General features: G+C 74.9%; 10 protein-coding genes and 1 pseudogene. 6 read left to right on the top strand and 5 right to left on the bottom strand.

Annotation, left to right across the window (positions count from 1 at the left end):
• Positions 1-265: 265 nt before the first annotated feature.
• Positions 266-979, bottom strand: a complete 714-nt coding sequence (locus J7I94_RS36675) for a pentapeptide repeat-containing protein (protein WP_215174511.1) — start codon at positions 977-979, stop codon at positions 266-268.
• A gap of 97 nt (positions 980-1,076) precedes the next feature.
• Between J7I94_RS36675 and J7I94_RS36680 the strand changes: the two genes are divergently transcribed.
• The 3 genes and pseudogenes from J7I94_RS36680 (at position 1,077) to J7I94_RS36690 (ending at position 4,884) form a co-directional block, all read left to right on the top strand.
• Positions 1,077-2,237: an FAD-dependent oxidoreductase gene (locus tag J7I94_RS36680; protein ID WP_215174513.1), complete on the top strand. Its 1,161-nt coding sequence runs from the start codon at positions 1,077-1,079 to the stop codon at positions 2,235-2,237.
• Between the two features lie 55 nt (positions 2,238-2,292).
• Positions 2,293-3,273 (top strand): zinc-binding dehydrogenase, encoded by a 981-nt coding sequence (locus tag J7I94_RS36685; RefSeq protein ID WP_215174515.1) that lies wholly within the window; start codon positions 2,293-2,295, stop codon positions 3,271-3,273.
• Positions 3,274-3,421: 148 nt separating this feature from the next.
• Positions 3,422-4,884, top strand: a pseudogene (locus tag J7I94_RS36690) (MFS transporter).
• Positions 4,885-5,015: 131 nt separating this feature from the next.
• Here J7I94_RS36690 and J7I94_RS36695 read toward each other — a convergent pair.
• The gene (locus tag J7I94_RS36695) at positions 5,016-8,354 is read right to left on the bottom strand and encodes an AAA family ATPase (RefSeq protein ID WP_215174517.1); all 3,339 of its coding nucleotides are present in this window, start codon (positions 8,352-8,354) and stop codon (positions 5,016-5,018) included.
• Positions 8,355-8,677: 323 nt separating this feature from the next.
• On the opposite strand from J7I94_RS36695, the gene J7I94_RS36700 reads away from it, so the two are divergent.
• The 3 genes from J7I94_RS36700 to J7I94_RS36710 all read left to right on the top strand — a co-directional run bounded on the left by J7I94_RS36700 (position 8,678) and on the right by J7I94_RS36710 (position 12,305).
• Positions 8,678-9,343: a response regulator transcription factor gene (locus tag J7I94_RS36700; RefSeq protein ID WP_215174520.1), complete on the top strand. Its 666-nt coding sequence runs from the start codon at positions 8,678-8,680 to the stop codon at positions 9,341-9,343.
• A gap of 155 nt (positions 9,344-9,498) precedes the next feature.
• Positions 9,499-10,206 (top strand): DUF4255 domain-containing protein, encoded by a 708-nt coding sequence (locus J7I94_RS36705; protein WP_215174523.1) that lies wholly within the window; start codon positions 9,499-9,501, stop codon positions 10,204-10,206.
• A complete protein-coding gene (locus J7I94_RS36710) occupies positions 10,203-12,305 on the top strand; it encodes an ATP-binding protein (protein ID WP_215174525.1) in 2,103 nt (700 codons plus the stop codon). The genes J7I94_RS36705 and J7I94_RS36710 overlap by 4 nt, the downstream gene beginning before the upstream one ends.
• A 1-nt stretch (position 12,306) precedes the next feature.
• Here the strand turns inward: J7I94_RS36710 and J7I94_RS36715 are convergent, their stop codons facing one another.
• The 3 genes from J7I94_RS36715 to J7I94_RS36725 form a co-directional block, all read right to left on the bottom strand.
• A complete protein-coding gene (locus J7I94_RS36715; protein ID WP_215174527.1) occupies positions 12,307-13,755 on the bottom strand; it encodes an RICIN domain-containing protein in 1,449 nt (482 codons plus the stop codon).
• A 79-nt stretch (positions 13,756-13,834) separates the two neighbouring features.
• Complete coding sequence (locus tag J7I94_RS36720) at positions 13,835-14,446, bottom strand: DUF4157 domain-containing protein (protein WP_215174529.1); 612 nt, start codon at positions 14,444-14,446, stop codon at positions 13,835-13,837.
• 127 nt (positions 14,447-14,573) lie between these two features.
• Positions 14,574-17,429 carry a hypothetical protein gene (locus J7I94_RS36725; RefSeq protein WP_215174531.1) on the bottom strand — a complete coding sequence of 952 codons (2,856 nt, stop codon included), beginning with the start codon at positions 17,427-17,429 and terminating at the stop codon, positions 14,574-14,576.
• Between the last annotated feature and the right edge of the window lie 166 nt (positions 17,430-17,595).

The following is a 17,595-nucleotide window of genomic DNA, read 5'->3' on the forward strand; positions in this document are numbered from 1 at the left end:
GGGCCTGTCGTTTGGATCACGCCGCAGACGCGGGGTCTGGCACGCGCATCTGCGGCGTTGTCGTCACTCGCCGACTCCCCCACGCTCGGCTGCGCGCGCGCGGGGGGACCCCCATCGCGTCGACTCCCTCCTCCGCCTTGCAGCTGCACGCACCAGACCCCGCTCACCGGCATGGACAAGTCCCGCCGGTGTCCTGCGTTCTGATCCAAACGACAGGCCCTAGGGCCGTAGACGCCCAGGGCTGCCCGGTCCCCCCCCTCGCGCCCTACGCCACCACCCGCACCCCCAGTTCCGCCGCCAGCACCGGCGCCAGGTCCAGCAGCTGGGCGGGGCTGATCACCGCGCCGGAGAGCCGGTCCACGCCCCGGGCGATCCCCAGCGGCTCGGCCCCGCGCAGGTCGACGTCGACGAGGACGGCGGCGCTGAAGTCGGCCTCCTTCAGCGCGCAGTCCACGAACTCGACCCGCTCCAGCCGGGCACCGCCGAAGTCGGGCTCGACCAGCACGCAGCCCTCGAAGACGACGTCCTTGAGCCGTGCCCGGCGCAGGTTCAGGAAGTCGATCTTGCCGCCGCGGATCAGCACCCGCTCCAGCACCGCCCCGTGCAGTTGCGTCCCGCCGAGCCGGGCGTCGAGCAGCTCGACATCGCGCAGGGTGGCCCCGGAGAGGTCGGTGCCGACACCGCGTACGCCGGTGAGGACCGAGTCCAGCAGCCGGGCACTGGGCAGCGACGTCCCGTCCAGCGCGCAGCCGGTCAGGGCGCAGTCCATGAAGCGGGCGCCCGCGCCGTCCTGCCCGGCGAGGTCGGCGTCCCGCACGTCCAGCCCGTCGTAGTCCCCGTCCGGCTCCAGTCCCCCGCCGTCGTACTCCGCCAGGGCCGGCAGCCGTATCCCGGGCCGCCGCGCCGCCTTCACCTGCGCCCCCGTCCCCGTACCCGTATCGCCCGTACTGCCCGTACCGCCCGCCGATTGCCTCGCCATGCCCCCCATCCTGCACGCCGCCACTGACAACGCCCTGTCACATCCCGGGCGCCCCGGGCGTCGTAAGGGGAGAGTGAAAAGGGAAGGGAGGACGCCCATGCACCGCATCACCATCGTCGGCGGCGGCTTCGCCGGGCTGACCGCGGCCGTCTCCGCCGCCGAGGCCGGCGCCCGGGTCACCGTGCACGAGGCCCACCACACCCTCGGCGGCCGGGCCCGGACCGCCGAGGGGCCGTACCGGACCAACGAGGGCCCGCACGCCCTCTACAACGGCGGCCCGCACTGGACCTGGCTGCGCGAGCGCGGCCTCATCGGCCCGCTCGCTCCGATCCCGCCGCTGGAGGGGACCCGGCTCCGGTTCCGGCACCGGGGCGCGCTGCGCCGTACCCCGCCGCTCGCGCTGCTGAGGCTGCTGCGGCGGAGCGCGGGCCCGGCCCCCGTCGACGTGGACTTCCTGACCTGGGCCACCGGTGCCGTCGGGGAGGACGGGGCGCGGGCCGCCGCCCACTACTGCGCGGTCGCGCTCTTCCACCACGATCCCGGCTCGCTGTCCGCCGCGTTCGTACGGGAACGGCTGCGGCGGGCCGCCAAGCTGCCGCCCGAGGCGCACTACCCGCGCGGCGGCTGGTCCGCGCTGATCGACCGGATGGCCGCCCGCGCCTGGGACCTCGGGGTACGGATCGAGACCGGCTCCCGCGTCGACACCCTCCCGGAGGACCACGCGGTCGTCGTCGCCACCTCCCTCGACGCCGCCCGCCGGCTGCTCGGGGACGACACGCTGACCTGGCCGAGCGGACGCACCGCCCTGGTCGACGTCGCCGTACGGACGCGGCGCGGGGACGCGTTCGCGGTGTCCGACCTGGACGCGCCGGGGTGGATCGAGCGGTTCACCGCCCAGGACCGGACGCTGGCACCGGCGGGCGAGCAACTGATCCAGGGGCAGTTCCCGATCGCGCCGGACGAGCCGAAGGCGGCCGGGGTCGCGCGGGCCGAGGAACTGCTCGACCTGGGGTTCCCGGGGTGGCGGGAGCGGGTCACCTGGCGGCGGGAGGCCGTGGCGCGGGGCCGTACCGGCGCGGTCGACCCGCCCGGCAGCACCTGGCGGGACCGGCCCGCCGTCGACCGGGGCGACGGGGTGTACCTGGCGGGCGACCAGGTGGCGGCCCCGGGGCTGCTGTCGGAGGTGTCCTTCAACAGCGCGCTGACGGCGGTGTCGCTGGCGCTCGGGCTGCGGGAACTTGACCTCAAGCACGCTTGAGGCCGTTGGCTGGGGCTCGGCACGACACGGCTTCGCACCGCATCGAGGGGACCCCATGCACGCCATCCGTCTGCACGCCTTCGGCCCGGCCGAGAACCTCACCTACGAGCGGGTCCCGGACCCCGAGCCGGGCCCCGGCCAGGTCAGGATCGCCGTACGCGCCGCGGGCGTCCACCTGCTGGACACCGCCCTGCGCGAGGGCGAGCGGGGCCCGGCGCCCGCCCTGCCCGTACTGCCCACCGTGCCGGGCCGCGAGGTCGCGGGCGTGGTCGACGCGGTGGGGGACGGGGTGGCGGCGGAGTGGGTGGGCAGGCGGGTCGTCGCGCACCTCGGGTTCGCGCCCGGCGGCTACGCCGAGCTGGCCGTGGTCGACGCGGGCCGCCCGCACGAGATCCCGGACCGGCTGGACTTCGCCGAGGCCGTCGCGATGATCGGCACGGGCCGTACGGCGATGGGGATCGTGCGGTTCGCCGAGCTGGGCCCGGAGTCGGTGGCCGTGATCCCGGCCGCCGCGGGCGGCATCGGCACCCTGCTCACCCAGTACGCGCGGCACGCCGGCGCCACGGTGATCGGACTGGCGGGCGGCCCGGAGAAGGTGGCCCGGGTGGCGGCGAACGGCGCCTCGCTCGCCGTCGACTACACGCTGCCGGACTGGCCGGCCCAGGTCCGCTCCCGCCTCGGCGGCCGGGCGGCCACCGTGGTCTTCGACGGCGTCGGCGGCGACGTGGCCCGCGAGGCGGTCGCGCTGCTCGGGCCGGGTGGCCGGCACCTGGTCTTCGGCTGGTCGGGGGAGGGGATACGGGACGGCGGGCCCTACCTCGTCGAGGGGGTCTCCGAGCAGGTGCTGGGCCCGGCGATGCTGGCGCGGGCGGGCGGCCCCGACCCGCTGCGCACCCTGGAACTGCACGCCCTCACCGAGGCCGCCGAGGGCCGGCTCCGCCCGGCCGTCCAGCGGTTCCCGCTCGCCGAGGCCGCCGCGGCGCACCGGGCCCTGGAGACGCGGGGGACGGTGGGGAAGGTGGTCCTGGAACCCTGACCCGTACCGCCGGCGCCTGGGTGCGGAACGCCCCGATCCGTGGTGTCCTGTCCGGGTGACTTCCGCCCGGACGAGTCAGGAAGCCGTCCACTCGGCCACCGATCCCCGGCGCTGGTGGGCCCTGGTCGTGATCGCGCTGGCCCAGCTGATGGTCGTCCTCGACGCGACGATCGTGAACATCGCGCTGCCCTCCGCCCAGCACGACCTGGGGATGTCGGACGGGAACCGGCTGGGGGTCCCCCCACGCCTTTGAGGCAGTGGGGGAGGGTGATCACCGCCTACACCCTCGCCTTCGGCGGGCTGCTGCTGCTCGGCGGGCGGATCTCCGACCTCGCCGGCCGCAAGCGGAGCTTCGTGACCGGGCTGATCGGGTTCGCCGTCGCCTCGGCGATCGGCGGCGCGGCCGGCGGCCCGGGGATGCTCTTCGCGGCCCGCGCCCTCCAGGGCGTCTTCGCCGCCGTCCTCGCCCCCTCCGCGCTGTCGCTGCTGACGACGACGTTCACCGATCCCAAGGAACGCGGCAAGGCGTTCGGCATCTACGGGGCGCTGGCGGGCAGCGGCTCCGCGATCGGCTTCATCGTCGGCGGGGTGCTCACCGAGTACCTGAACTGGCGCTGGTGCCTGTACGTCAACGTCCCCATCGCCGCCGTGGCCGTACTGGGCGCCCTCGCCCTCCTCCACGACCGGCCCCCCGGGCGCACGGACGCCCGGCTCGACGTCCCCGGCGCGCTGCTGGGCTGCGGGGGCCTGGTGGCGCTGGTCCACGGCTTCAGCGAGGCGGAGGCGCGGGGCTGGACCGACGCGCTGGTACTGGCGCTGTTCGCCGCCGCCGTCGTACTCCTCGTGGCGTTCGTGCTGTGGCAGAGCCGGGCGCCGAGCCCGCTGCTGCCGCTGCACATCGTGCGGGACCGCGACCGCGCGGGCTGCTTCCTGACGATGGCGCTCGCGGTCATCGGCATGTTCGGCCTGTTCCTCTTCATGACGTACTACCTCCAGGTCGTCCTGGGCTACTCGCCGCTGAAGACCGGGCTGGCGTTCCTGCCGCTGACCGCGGCGATCATCGTCGGGTCGACGCAGATCTCCGCGCGGCTGCTGCAGCACGTGCCGCCGCGGGCGCTGATGGTGCCGGGGATGGTCCTGGCGGCGGGCGGGATGGTGATCCTGACGCGGATCACCGTGCGCTCGGAGTACGCCGCCGAGGTCCTGCCGGCGCTGGTCCTGATGGGGCTCGGCATGGGCCTGACCTTCATGCCGGTGTTCGCGACCGCCACGGCGGGGATCGCCGCGCGGGACTCCGGGGTGACGTCGGCGACGGTGAACACCGCGCAGCAGGTGGGGGGTTCGATCGGGACGGCCCTGCTCAACACCATCGCCACGACCAGCAGTACGTCCTACGTCGAGGCGCATCTGACCGATCCCTCGCGGCGGGCGCTGGTGCTGCGGGAGGGGATCGTGCACGGCTACACGGTGGCCATCTGGGTGGCGGCCGGGGTGATGCTGCTGGCGGGGGTGGTGGCGGGGGTGCTGGTGACGGCGCGGGCGCCCGGGCGCGGTGCTCCGGCCGGTCCGGCGGCGGCGGAGCAGACGGCCGACGGGCGCCCCCGGCGCTAGCCTGGCCGGCCGGCTGGACCGGTGGGGGCCGAGGGGCTGGAGGTCGCCCGTCTGGTGCGTCGTCGTCCGGGCGTCGTCCGGGCGTCGTCGAGGGCCGGCGGACGGACGGGGGCTGATGGCCGCCGCCGGGGTCAGTCCCGTCGGCCCTGGCCCTGCCCCTGGGGTTCGAGGACCGCGCGCAGTTCCACCCGGCGGCGTATCCGCAGCTTGCGGTAGGCGCTGGTGAGGTGGGTCTCCACGGTGCGGCGGGCCAGGTGGAGCAGGTCGGCTATCTCCGCGTTGGTGCGGCCGTCCGCCGCCAGTTCCGCTATCCGGCGTTCGCTGCCGGTCAGGGCGTCGCTGCCGGTGCGGTCGGTGCCGGTCCGGCGGGCGCCGCCGTCGCGCAGGGCCGCCCAGGCCAGGGCGCGCAGCCTGAGGGCGCCCTTGTCCTCGGCGCGTTCGGCGGCCTCCCGCAGCAGGGCGCGGGCGCGGACGCGTTCGCCGGCGTCGATGAGCTGGCGGCCCCGGGCGAGCAGTGCCTCGGCCAGCTCCATGCCGGTGTCGGCCGGCGCGTCCCGCAGGACCCGTACCGCCTCCTCGGTCAGTTCCAGGCCGTGCCGTCCGCCGGTCGCGGTGCCCAGTACCCGCAGCGCCCGGCCCACCGTGCGGGGCGTGTTCCACACCCGGGCCAGGCGCAGTTCCTCCGTCGCGAGGTCCAGCGCCTCCCGGGTGCGGCCCAGGGCGAGCCGGCACTCGGCGACCGCCGTGCGCCACGGGGTGACGACGGGGCTCAGCACCTCGCGGCCGGACTGGCGGCGTCCGCACTCCAGGAAGTCGTGGAGGGCACCCGCGTGGTCGCCGGTGGCGGCCCGCAGCGCGCCGCGCGCGTACAGGAACCGGTTCAGCTCCCAGGAGCCGAGGTCCTGCCGCAGGTCGAAGCCGTCGGCGAAGCGCCGCGCCTCCTCCAGGCGGCCGGTGTGCACGAGGGCCAGCAGGGCGTGCGCGTCGGTGTCGAACGGGGTGCCGCGGGCCCACGGGGCGCGCCGGGCGGTGTCGTCGGTGAGGTGGGCGAGCAGCGCCGCGTGGTCGCCGCGGGCGGCGGCGATGCCGGCGCGGGCGGCGAGCAGGGCGTGCCGCATCGGGTGCAGCAGGGACAGGCGCTGTCCGGCCAGGCCGCGTTCCACCAGCCGTTCGGCCTCGTCGAGTTCGTCGGCCCACTGGGCGACGGTGGCGGCGGTGCCCAGCAGGAACGGTTCGGAGAGCGGGTCGCCGGGTTCCGCGAGCAGCTCCCGTATCCGCTTCATCGCCTCGTCGGCGGAGATCCGCCCGGCCGTCGCGTCGTACCGGACGAGCAGGGCCCGCCCGGCGGTGCCGGCCGTCTCCGGGGAGCGGGCGGCGGACTCGCTCAGCCGGCGGTACGCGTCCTGGCGCCGCGCGTCGTCGTGGTCGGACAGCAGCACGGAGGCGGTCCGCACGGTACGGGCCAGGCCCGGGTGCCCGGTGAGGTGGCCCTCGGTGCGGCGCAGTACGCCCAGGGCGGTACCGACCTCGCCGCGGCCGGCCAGGGCGGTGCCCAGGGCGATGGCGGTGCGGGCCCGGTCGCGGGGGGCGGCGGGCAGGTGCAGGGCCTCGCCGAGGCGGGCGATGGCCGTGGGGGCGTCGGCGGCGGCGTACTCCAGGGAGCCCAGCTCGGTCAGCATGCGCTGGCGGAGGTCGTCGGCGACCGGCTCCTCCAGGGCCCGGCGCAGATAGGCGACGGCGTCCTCGGGGCGGGACTCGTCGACGGCGGCGGTCACCGCGTCCCGCAGCACGCGCAGCGCCCAGGGCAGGCCGACGGCCGGGGTGCGCACCAGGTGCCGGGCGACCGCCTCGACCCGGCCGCCGCGGCGCAGCATCGCCTCCGCCGCCACCCGGTGGGCCCGCTCCCGCCGCGCGGTGGGCCAGCCGGTGAGCACGGCGTCGCGCAGCAGGGGGTGGGCGTAGCGGGGGCGTCCTGCGAGGTCGGGGCGGAGCAGGCCGAGCCGGGTCATCGCGGTGAGCCAGCCCGCGACCCGGGCCGGGTCGGTGCCGGTCGCCTCGGCGAGCAGGCCGGCCGGGTCCTCGGTGGTCTCCGTCGTCCAGGCCTGTTCCAGGGTGGCCAGCGCGCGGGCCACCTCGGCGGTGGCCGTCCCGGCGTTCTCCAGCCACCAGGAGACGGCGGCCGGGTAGGCGCCCGGGTACAGCGCGGCACAGCTGTCCGGCACGGGCTGCGGCAACTGCCGGGAGGGAACGGCGCCGAGACCGACAGGTGACGTCTCCCCGGCAGTGGCACGCCGGGCGGCGACCGACGGCGCCTCCGCGGCAGCGGTCCCGTGCGGGCCGGCAGGCGGCAACCCCCCGGCGGCGGTCCCGCGCACACCGGCCGACGGCGACTCCCCGGCCACGGTCCCCCGCACACCGGCCGACGGCAACTCCCCGTACGCCGTACCCTGCGGGCCGGCCGACGGCACCTCCCCAGCTGCGGTCCCCCGCGGGCCGGCAGGCGGCAACTCCCCGTACGCCGTACCCTGCGGGCCGGCCGACGGCACCTCCCCAGCAGCGGTCCCCCGCGGGCCGGCAGGCGGCAACCCCCCGGCCACGGTCCCCCGCACACCGGCCGACGGCGACTCCCCGGCCACGGTCCCCCGCACACCGGCCGACGGCGACTCCCCGGCCACGGTCCCCCGCACATCGCCCGACGGCGACTCCCCGTACGCCTCCCCCCGCGGGCCGGCCGACGGCAACTCCCCGTACGCCGTCCCCCGGTCCCCGTACGCCGTACCCCCGTCCCCGGACCCCGTACCGCCCAGGTCCTCCAGCAGGGCGCGCAACAGCAGCGGGCTGCCCGCGCCGGCGCGGACGCACTCCGCCGTCCAGTCGGGGCCGGCCGCCGGGAACGCGGCACGCGGCAGCGCCGCCGCGGCGATGTCGCCGAGCGGGGCGAGGGTGTGGACGCTGACCAGGGAGGGGGGCAGGGCGTGCGTGAGTCCGGGCGGTCCCGGCTCCACGTCGTACTGACTGCGCTCGGTGGCGACCAGCAGAATCGGTAACCGGCCGACCCGGCGGGCCGCCTCGACCAGCCAGCGGCGGGAGGCGGAGTCGGCCAGGTGGACGTCGTCGACGGTGACCATCACCGGCGACTCGGCGGCGTACGCGCACAGGCACCGCCACAGCCGCACGGCGGTCTCCCGGTCGTCGCGGCCGGGGTCCGGTTCCGCGAAGTCCGGTACATGGCTGAGGCATTCCCGGACCGCCGAGAAGGGTACGTCGCTGTCCTGCGGGGAACAGTGCACTCGTAGCACCTTCAGTCCGCGGGCCTCGGCGTGCTCGGCCGCGGCCTCCAGGACGGCGGTGCGGCCGGTGCCGGTGGCGCCGCGCAGCAGGACGAGGCGGCCGGTTCCGGCGCGGGCGCGCTCGGTCGCGGCCGCGATCAGCGCGTGCGCGTCGTCGCGTTCGCACAGCGGTCGGATCATGGCTGCCTCCCGGGGTGGACGGTGCGCCTCGGCCTGTAGGACGGGGTGGGGTGGTTCGGGTTGCGTGGTCGCCGCCTCGCTGTGGCGAGGCTCACCACGGTGCGCGCCCGGCGGCCCGGAGACCGGCCGCCGCCCGTGAACACCGCTGGCCTGCGGTGACGTTGGCCTTCCGGAGCGACTCCGAGAGTTCGCGGGCTGGTCTCGTGGTGTACCTCGTGGTGCTCCACGATTGCGTGCGTCACGGCAGACACAGAAGTGTGGAGTACGCCCATCCGCCTCCGCCCCTCACCGGACGTGCGGACACGTGAACTTGGGGGAAACGGTTGCTCAACTCACCCCGGACCACAGACACCGGCCGCACGGCCGGCACCGGGCGCAGGACACCCGTGTCGGTCACCGCTCCGGACCCGATCAGCCGCGAGGGCGCGATCAGCCAGCTGCGCCGGCACCCGGAGATCGAGCTGCGCGAGGAGACCGGTCCCGGCACGGTCGCCCTGCTGATCGAGGACGCGCTCGACGAGGCCGGGCTCACCCGGCTGCGCCGGCTCGTGCGCAGCGAGGGCGCCCGCGCCGTGCTCGTGGTGGGCACGATCCGCGAGAACGAGCTGCTGGACGTCATCGAGTGCGGCGTCGGGGCCATCGTCTGGCGCCGGGAGGCCACCGACCACCGCCTCGTGCAGGCAGTGCTCGCTGCCTCCCGGGGCGACGGCGATCTGCCCTCGGATCTGCTCGGCCGGCTCATCAACCAGGTCGGCACGCTGCACCGGGGAGCGGCGGGCCGGGCCGGCTCTCCCTCCCTGGGCCTCGCGGCGCGCGAGGTCGACGTGCTGCGGCTGGTGGCCGAGGGACTCGACACCGGTGAGATCGCCAGCAAGTTGTCCTACTCCGAACGCACGGTCAAGAACGTGATGCACGGCCTGACCACGCGCCTGCATCTGCGCAACCGGGCGCACGCCGTGGCCTATGCCCTCAGGGAAGGCTACATCTGACCGAACGGGCAATCGAAGGCGGACTCCCGGGCAGCACCCGCTGCCCGGTCCCCGTCCCCGCCGCGCGTGCGGTACGGGCGGCCCGCCGGGCACCATCGTGTCCGGCGACCGGGTGACGGAACGGCACAGCGAGCGGGCGAGGCAGGAGCACGACGGTGATCCACGAGGTGGACGAGGTCCTCAAGGACCTGCTCGGCAGTGGGTCACTGGCCGGTTCCGGCATCGACGTCTCCTTCGACGCCCCGACCCGTGACTGGGCGGCCCGGCGCAACGGGCCGGGCATCAACGCCTATCTGTACGACATCCGCGAGGACCTCTCCCGGCGCCACCGCGGCCAGATCCCCGTGCACGACGAGAACGACTTGGTGATCAAGCGCCGTACGCCGGTCCGCTGGTTCCGGCTGGCCTACCTGGTCACCGCCTGGACCAAGCAGCCGCGCGACGAACACCGGCTGCTGTCCGCGGTGATGGCGACGCTGATCCCGCGCGAGACGATCCTTCCCGCTCAGCTCCCCGGTTCGCTGGGCGAGTTGGGGCTGACGGTCCAGGTGGTGCTGGCCGGTCACCAGACGGAGGCCCGCTCGCTGGCCGAGATCTGGTCCGCGCTCGGCGGCGAGCTGAAGCCGTCCCTGGACGTCGTGATCACCGCGCCCTTCCCGGCCTTCCGCGAGTACGACGCCGGACCGCCGGTCACCGAGGGCGCGGCGGTGCGGGTCCGGGGCTACGACAGCGGTACGGCCGACTGGGCCGACCGCACCGAGCGCCTCACGGACGAACGGGCCCACCGGCCGCGGCAGGTCGCGATGACCAAACGCGCGCGGCGCCCCCGGAACGCCCCGGAACAGGACGACGAACGGTCATGACCCTCTCCACCCCGCCGGCCTCCCCCACCCCGGCGGCGGCCGCTCCCTCGCTCTCCCCGGCCGCTCTGCTGGACCGGCTCGCCCGGCTCCGGGAACGGGTGGCCGCGCTGGTCGAGCACCGCGCGGCGGCCGACCCCACGGCCGACGACCCGCTGCGCGGCCTGTACCTCTCCGAGGACGCGGTACGGCACCTGCTGGCCCGCCCCGCCGGCCTCGGCCCGGCCCCGGCGGCAGCCCCCGACGCCCCCGGCCCGACCCCGGCCGCGACCCCGCCGGTCACGCCGCTCACGCACGCCGCGCCCGGCGACCCGCTGGACGCGCTGGCCGCCCGGCTGGGGCTCACCGACACGGACGCCGCCGTCCTGCTCATCGCCCTCGCCCCGGACCTGGACCGCGCCTTCGAGTCGCTGTACGGCTACCTCAACGACGACGTCAGCCGCCGCCGCGCCACCGTCGCCCTCGCCCTGGAGCTGTGCGGGCTGCCGGTGCACGACGCGGCGGCCCGGGCCCGGCTGCACCCCTCGGCGCCGCTGACCGCGCTCGGCCTGCTGGTGCTGGAGGAGCCCGAACGCCCCTTCCTCAGCCGCTCCCTGCGGGTCCCCGACCGGCTGGCGTCCCACCTGCTGGGCGACGACACCCCGGACGCCGCGCTCGCCGGGCACATCCGCGCCCTGCCGGCGCCCGTCGTGCCGTACGGCGACGAGGGCGGGGACGGCGCGGAGGCACCGGACGCCGTGTTCGTGCGCCGGCTGGCCGCGCTGCTCGCCGACGCCCCGCTCACCGCCTACGTCCGTGAACGCCGCGAGGGCGACGGCCTGGCCTGCGTGACGGCCGCCCTGCACGCCGCGGGCGTCCCGGCGCTGCACTTCACCGGCCCCGAGGACCGCGTCCCCGACCTGCTGCGCGAGGCCCGGCTGACCGGCCGGGCGGTCGTCCTGACCGGGCTCCCGGAGAAGCCGGAGGCCCTGGTGCGCGCGCTGACCGCCGCCCCGGACGTACCGGTCCTGATCACCTCGCAGGGCCCCTACGACCCCCAGTGGTGCGAGCGGGACCCGCTGGTCCTGGAGGCGCCCGCCCGGCGCACGGGCGCGGTGGACACCTGGTCGGCGGCGCTCGGTCCCGCCGACGGCACCGACCCCGGCCTGGACCTGGCCACCACCGTCGCCCCGTACCACCTCGGCGGGGAGCGCGTGGTGCGCGCCGCCCGGGCCGCGCGGGCGCTCGCCGCGTTCGACGGCACCCCGGTCGGCGCCGGCCACCTGCGCCTCGCCGCCCGCCAGCAGTCGGCCTCGGGCCTGGAACAGCACGCCCGGCGCATCCGCCCGGACGTGGACTGGGGGGACCTGGTCCTGCCCGAGAACCCCTTGACCCAGCTGCGCGAACTGGCGCTGCGCGCCCGTCACCGCGACCGGGTCCTCGGCGACTGGCGGCTCAGCGCGGGCGGCGGACGCGGCCGGGGCGTCCTCGGCCTGTTCGCGGGCGAGTCCGGCACCGGCAAGACCCTGTCGGCGGAGGTCGTCGCGGCCGATCTCGGCCTGGACCTCTACGTCGTCCAGCTCTCCTCGGTCGTGGACAAGTACGTCGGCGAGACCGAGAAGAACCTGGAGCGGATCTTCTCCGAGGCCGACCGGACCGACGCGGTGCTCCTCTTCGACGAGGCGGACGCCGTCTTCGGCAAGCGCGGCGAGGTCAAGGACGCGCACGACAAGTACGCCAACATGGAGAGCGCCTACCTGCTCCAGCGCCTGGAGGCGTTCGACGGGATCGCGCTGCTCACCACCAACCTGCGGGCCAACATCGACGAGGCGTTCACCCGCCGGCTCGACCTGGTCGTCGACTTCCCGTTCCCGGACCCCGAGCAGCGCCTCGCGCTGTGGCGGCACGGGCTGAAGCACGTACCGACCGTCGAGAACGTCGACGTGGCGCCGCTGGCCAAGGAGTTCGAGCTGGCGGGCGGTTCGATCCGCAGCGCCGTGGTGACCGCCGCCTACCTCGCCGCCGGGCGCGGCTCCGCGGTGACGGCGGCCGACCTGCTGGAAGGCGCCCGCCGCGAGTACCGCAAGGCGGGGCGCCTGGTGCCCGGCGAGGGAGCCTGGTGACTCACTCCGCCGTCGGCTTGATGATCTTCCATTCCTCGTCGCCGATGTTGGTGCACTCGGAGATGTTCAGCTTGGCGAAGAGTTCGGTGCCGGTGCCCTCCACGGCGAGGCACAGGTTGTCGCTGGCGACGTTGCGGATCCAGTAGTCGCCGCTCTCCTGCTTGTCGACCCACCACAGCTGGTTGTCGGTGCTGTCGATGCTGTCGCAGGTGAACTCCGTGACCGGCGTGCCGGAGGCGGCGGCCACGTGGTCCGGCAGGTCCATGCAGTACTGGTCCTTGGTGTTGCGGATCTGGAAGAGCTTCGTCCCGCCGGGGCCGCCCTTCGGGTACACCACCTCCAGGTTCCACATCTGGTTGTCCTGGTCGCCGGCGGCGCACACGGCCTGCTGGACGGGCCCGTCGGTCGTCCCCTTGTCACGGCCGGGGAGTTCGGCGCACATGTCGCTGGTGGTGTTGCGCAGCATGATGTTCTGCGCGGGCACGACGCTCGCCTCCGCCTCCTTCGTCGCGGACGGCGACGCCCCACCGCCACCGCCACCGCCACCGCCGCCGCCGGCGCCCGTGTCCTGCGACTCCCCGGACTCCGGCTGACCGGCCTGCGCCTCGGGCGACTCGGCCGCCACGCTGGGCGCGGCCAGCTCCTGCGTCGCACTCGGGCTCGGGGCCAGCGCGACACCGGCCTCGTCGGTCAACTCGGTGGCGGCGGTGCGCACCTGGGGCTTGTAGGCGATCCAGATCAGCACGAACGCGATCGCCAGGGCCATGAAGACACTGAGGAAGGTCGCCAGCCAGCGCGGCAGGAAACCACGCTGGACGAACGTGCCCGGCACCTCCAGCGGTTCCACGCCCGAGCGCTGCAGGGTGAGCGCGTAGGGCCGCTCCTCCTTGGACCCGAACCAGATCGTCTGCTTGGGCCGCAGCGTGCCCTTGACGAACGCGGCACGCCCCGGCTCGATCTGCACGTTCGCCGGGTGCAGGTCGTAGGAGAGCTGGTCGCCCTGGTCGGTGCCGGCGATCGACGCCGTCACCTTCGTATTGCCCAGGTTGTCCACCGCCAGCCGCGGCTTCCCACGGAACCGGCCCTTCACCGTCGTCGGCACCAGCTCGGCACGCACCTCGGTGAACGGGGTGATCGTCAGATTCCCCTCGGGAACCGTCACCGCGTCCGGATGCTCCGTCGGCGTGATCCGCACCCCGTACGGGTTCGGACCCGCCGTCGCGTCCGGCGTACGCGGCGGGGAGAACGTCAGCTCCACCGTCCCCGTCGTGCCCGGGTACAGGCGCATCGTCGGCGGCTCGATCACCGTCCACGGCGCCAGGTCCCCGACCGGTTCGAACCGGTACTCATCGACCACGTCACCCGTGTTGCGCACCCGCAGCCGTACGCGCGTGCTGCTGCCGGGATCCACGGTGGCGGAAGCGGGCTCAAGAGAGGTCCAGAGGCTCACACCACGACGATAGAGAAGCCCGCGTCCGCTGTCGCAGGACCTGGGGCAGAGTCGACTGCCCGAACGGGCAGTTCAGCCGCTAGAAGAAGCCACCCCGGGCCAGGTGCGCGCCTACCGCCGCGGCCTCGATCTCCTCGGGGTGGTCCGGGCTGGAGACGGACTCCCCGAACCCGTTGTCGGTGCCGGCCACCTTGCCCAGGGACTGCTGGACGGTGTGGTGGGTCTCGTGGAGATACTTCGCGTCGTCCATGGCTTCGGGCCGGACGACGATGTGCTCGCCGGTGGTGTAGGCGTCCGCGCCCTGGTTCTTCGCGGACTCCTGCGCCAACGCGTTGTCGTGCACCTTGACGTTCCCGAAGCTCCTCCCGTACGCCTGCTCCGCGGTCCGCTGAATGTGCGCCGGCAGCGGCTTGTGGGGGGTGTTGATCGCGTCGTTCACCGACACCCGCGACTCGGCGACTTCGGGCGACTCCAGGTCCACGCTGCGCTGCACGTCCGCCTCCGGGCCCGCGTGGCCGCACCCGGGGCCGTGCTCGTGCCGGGACCGCTGGACGGCCCGGGCCACCGCCGCGTTCCCGGCCAGCCGCTGGAGGGACAGCATCCGGGCGGTGGCACCGCCCGGGGCGCCGGGACGACCGGCCGTGCTCTGCTCGCCGGCCTGTCGGGCGGGCTGTGCTCCGTGTGCGCGCACGACACTCCTTGAGGGACGCTGTATTCGGCACGTAGGTGTGGCTCCTGACAGGTGTACCCCGCGGTACCCCCTGCCGCAACGGCCTCAAGGGCAGTCGTGGGGGCAGGGTCCGCCGGCGCGGGCCCGCTCAGGAGGCGAGCTGCTTGGCGATCGACCCTTCCCATTCCCTCTGCAGGTCGGGATCGTCGAGCGACGCCGCCCACTCCTTCTCCGTCTGCTCGTGCTTGTCGGGGCCGCACTTGAGTTCCTTGAGCATGCCGCGCGTCAGCTCGCGGATGTCACGGGGAACGTGCCGGCTCGCCGGGACGGCCGGCCCGGCCGCGAGCGCGTAGAGCTCCTGCGCCATGCGTTGACGCTCACCCTGTTCGATGGATTTCAGCACCTTCACGAACTCCAGGACCGCGGCCCGCTTCCGGAGGTCACCGGTCTCGTCCGCCGAGACGTCCTGGGAGGTGTCGGTGCCCTGGATGTTCTCGGGGCTCGGCGCGTTCTCGGGGCTCGGCGCGTTCTCAGGGTTCGGTGCGTTCTCGGAGTTCGGTGCGTTCTCGGTGTGTTGAGCGTGCTCGTTCTCGGTGCCCTGCGCGGTGACCTCGGTGCTCTCGGTCTCGTCCTGCGCCAGAGTGGTCCGCGCCCACCGCTTGGGGTGCCGCATCACCTCGACGCGCTTGCGGCCCTTCCTGCCTCCCTTCCAGGCGGCGATGAGACCCAGGACTCCCGCTCCCAGACCCCCGACGACCGCCGGGGCGACACCGAGGGTGGCCCCGGAGAGAGCCGCGATCGACAGGGTGGCTCCCGCGATGCGCACCACGTTGCCGCCCAGGTTGGCCCCGCGCTTGAAGATCTTGCGGTTCTGCTTGCGCACCGCGTAGTCCTTGAGGAAGGCGAGGTGGGCCAGCAGCGTGCTCCGGTAGTCGTCGATCCTCTGCTTGAGGACACCGATGTCCGCGATCGTCTTCTCGCTCTGGTCCTCCTGCCCGGTGCCCAGGTCCGCACTGTGCCGCGCGAGTTCCGCACTCGCCGAGCCCAGGTCGTGGAGCAGCGCCTGGAGGTTGCCCGCGTGCGTGGGCTTCACGTCCGCCAGGCGTGCCTCGAGTTTCCGGCGCTTCTCGACGGCGTTCGCGATGGCCTTGCCGTCCCGGGCGGCGATGACCGTGGAGAACACCACGGTGGCGTCGCCGGAGACGTGCCCGAGAGCCGTCAGCCCGCCCGTGGTGCCCGCGTTCCGCGCCGCGTTGTCGACGATCTTCGACACGTCGCCGACCCCCATGGTGACGTTCGTGGCCGCGCCTGCGGACTTCCCCCGCACGTCCTTCCTCGCCTGGTGGGAATCCGGTCCTGTTCCCTTGTGTTTCTTGAGCCCGGCCGCGAGACCCTGGAGGTCCGTCGTGAGGTTGAAGCCGGTCGCCATGGCGTTCATGCCCGTCTCGAACTGCCCCTGCTGCGCGGTCCCGACCAGCTTCGTGATGTCGTTGTCCCGCGTGGCTTCGGTCCGGACGCCTCCTCCGACCGGCGAGGTGAGGCGGAGGTTCAGCGTGTCGGGCACGTCGAGCACTGCCTTGACCTTGGCGGGGAGTTGCTTGACCCGTTCCCTCATGCCCTTCTTGCCGGTGCCGGACTGCGCGGCCTCCTGCGACCGCGCGGCCTGCTCGGCCGCTTCGGCCGCCTCCTTCTTCGCCGTGGCCATGGCCGTCCGTGCCGAGGTCTCGACGCCGCCCGCCGCCAACTGCCGCCGCGCCGCGGCGGCCGCCCGGTGCCGCGCGTCCCTGACCGCCCGCCAATGGCCCTCCGCCTGCGCTCCGGCCGTGCGCGCCCTCTCCTCCGCGTCGGCCTGGGTCCTCTCGTGCTCCCGCCTCGCCTCCCCGGCCTGCTCCACCTTGCCTCGCGCCTCGGCCTCGGCCGATCTCCACGCCTCCAGCTCGCCTTGCGCCTCCTGACGCCGCCGCGTCGCGACCGCCAGTTCCCCGGTCCGCTCCCGCATCGTGGCATCGGCGCGTTCGGAGCGGTGGTCGGCGTCCGACAGGGCCTCGGCGCACTTCTTCGCCGTGCTGTCGGCCTTCTCCCACTCCTCGTCCGCGGTCCGGGCCTGCTCCGTCCGCTGCCTCGCCGTCGCCTCGGCCCCGGCCGCCCGCTCCACGGCTTTTCGCGCCGCCATGTCAGCGGCCCGCGCCTCGGCCAGCGCGTGTTCCGCGGCCTGCTTCGCCCGCTTCTGCGCCTCGGCCTCGGCCCGTGCCCGTTCCCTCACCTCGGCCTCGGCCCGCGCGGTCTTCTCCACCAGGTCGTCGACCCGCTCCTGACAGGCCTTCGCCTTCTTCTTGGCCTCGGCGGCGGCCTCCTCCGCCTGCTCGGCCTCCTTGCGGTACCTCTCCGCCGCGGCCGCGGCCTCGGTCGCCGCCCGCTCCGCCTCCTCGGCCTCCGCCCGGCGCCTTCGCACCTCGGCCTTGGCCTCCTCGGCCTCCGCCCGGCGCCTTTGCACTTCGGCCTTGGCCTCGTCGGCCCGCTGCCGCGCCTCCTCCGTCCGTCCCTCCGCGGCGGCCTCGGCGTCGATCCGTGTCAGCACGTCGCGTTCGGCCTCCTCACGCCGCTGCTGGGCGTCATCGGCCTTCAGCGTCCACTCACGTTCCTCGCCTTCGGCCTGCTCCCGCTTCGACCGCGCGTCCTCTGCCGCGTTCCTCGACATGGTGGCCCTGCCGTCGGCCTCGGCCGCCCGGCCATGCGCCGCGGCCGCCGCCACGGTCAGGTCCCACACCTCGGCCTCGGCGTCCGCCCGCTCCCGCGCCGCGTCCCCGACGCCGTCCTTGAGCTTCTTCGCCCTGTCCTCGGGGCCCTTGCTCCCGGAGCCCCCGTCCCCGGAGTCCTTGTCTCCGCCCTGGTTCCCGGAGTCCTTGCTCCCGGAGCCCTTGTCCCCGGAGTGGTTGTCCCGGGCCTCGGCGCCGTCCTGCTGCCGCTCCGTCGGCGCACGCTCGGTCCCAGGCGCCGCGACCACGGGGCGCACGGCGTTCGTGGCCGGCTCCGGTCTCTCCGTCCCGGCCTGCGTCCGGCTCGCGCCCGCGGCCTTCTCCTGCGTGGCCGCCGCGCGCTGGATCGCCGTGGCGACGGCCCTGTTCCCGGCGCTGGCCTGCAAGGAGGCGAGCGGGCGGTGCACCGCCCGC

The sequence above is a fragment of the Streptomyces sp. ISL-12 genome (genome assembly GCF_018614415.1).
Taxonomy (GTDB): Bacteria; Actinomycetota; Actinomycetes; order Streptomycetales; family Streptomycetaceae; genus Streptomyces.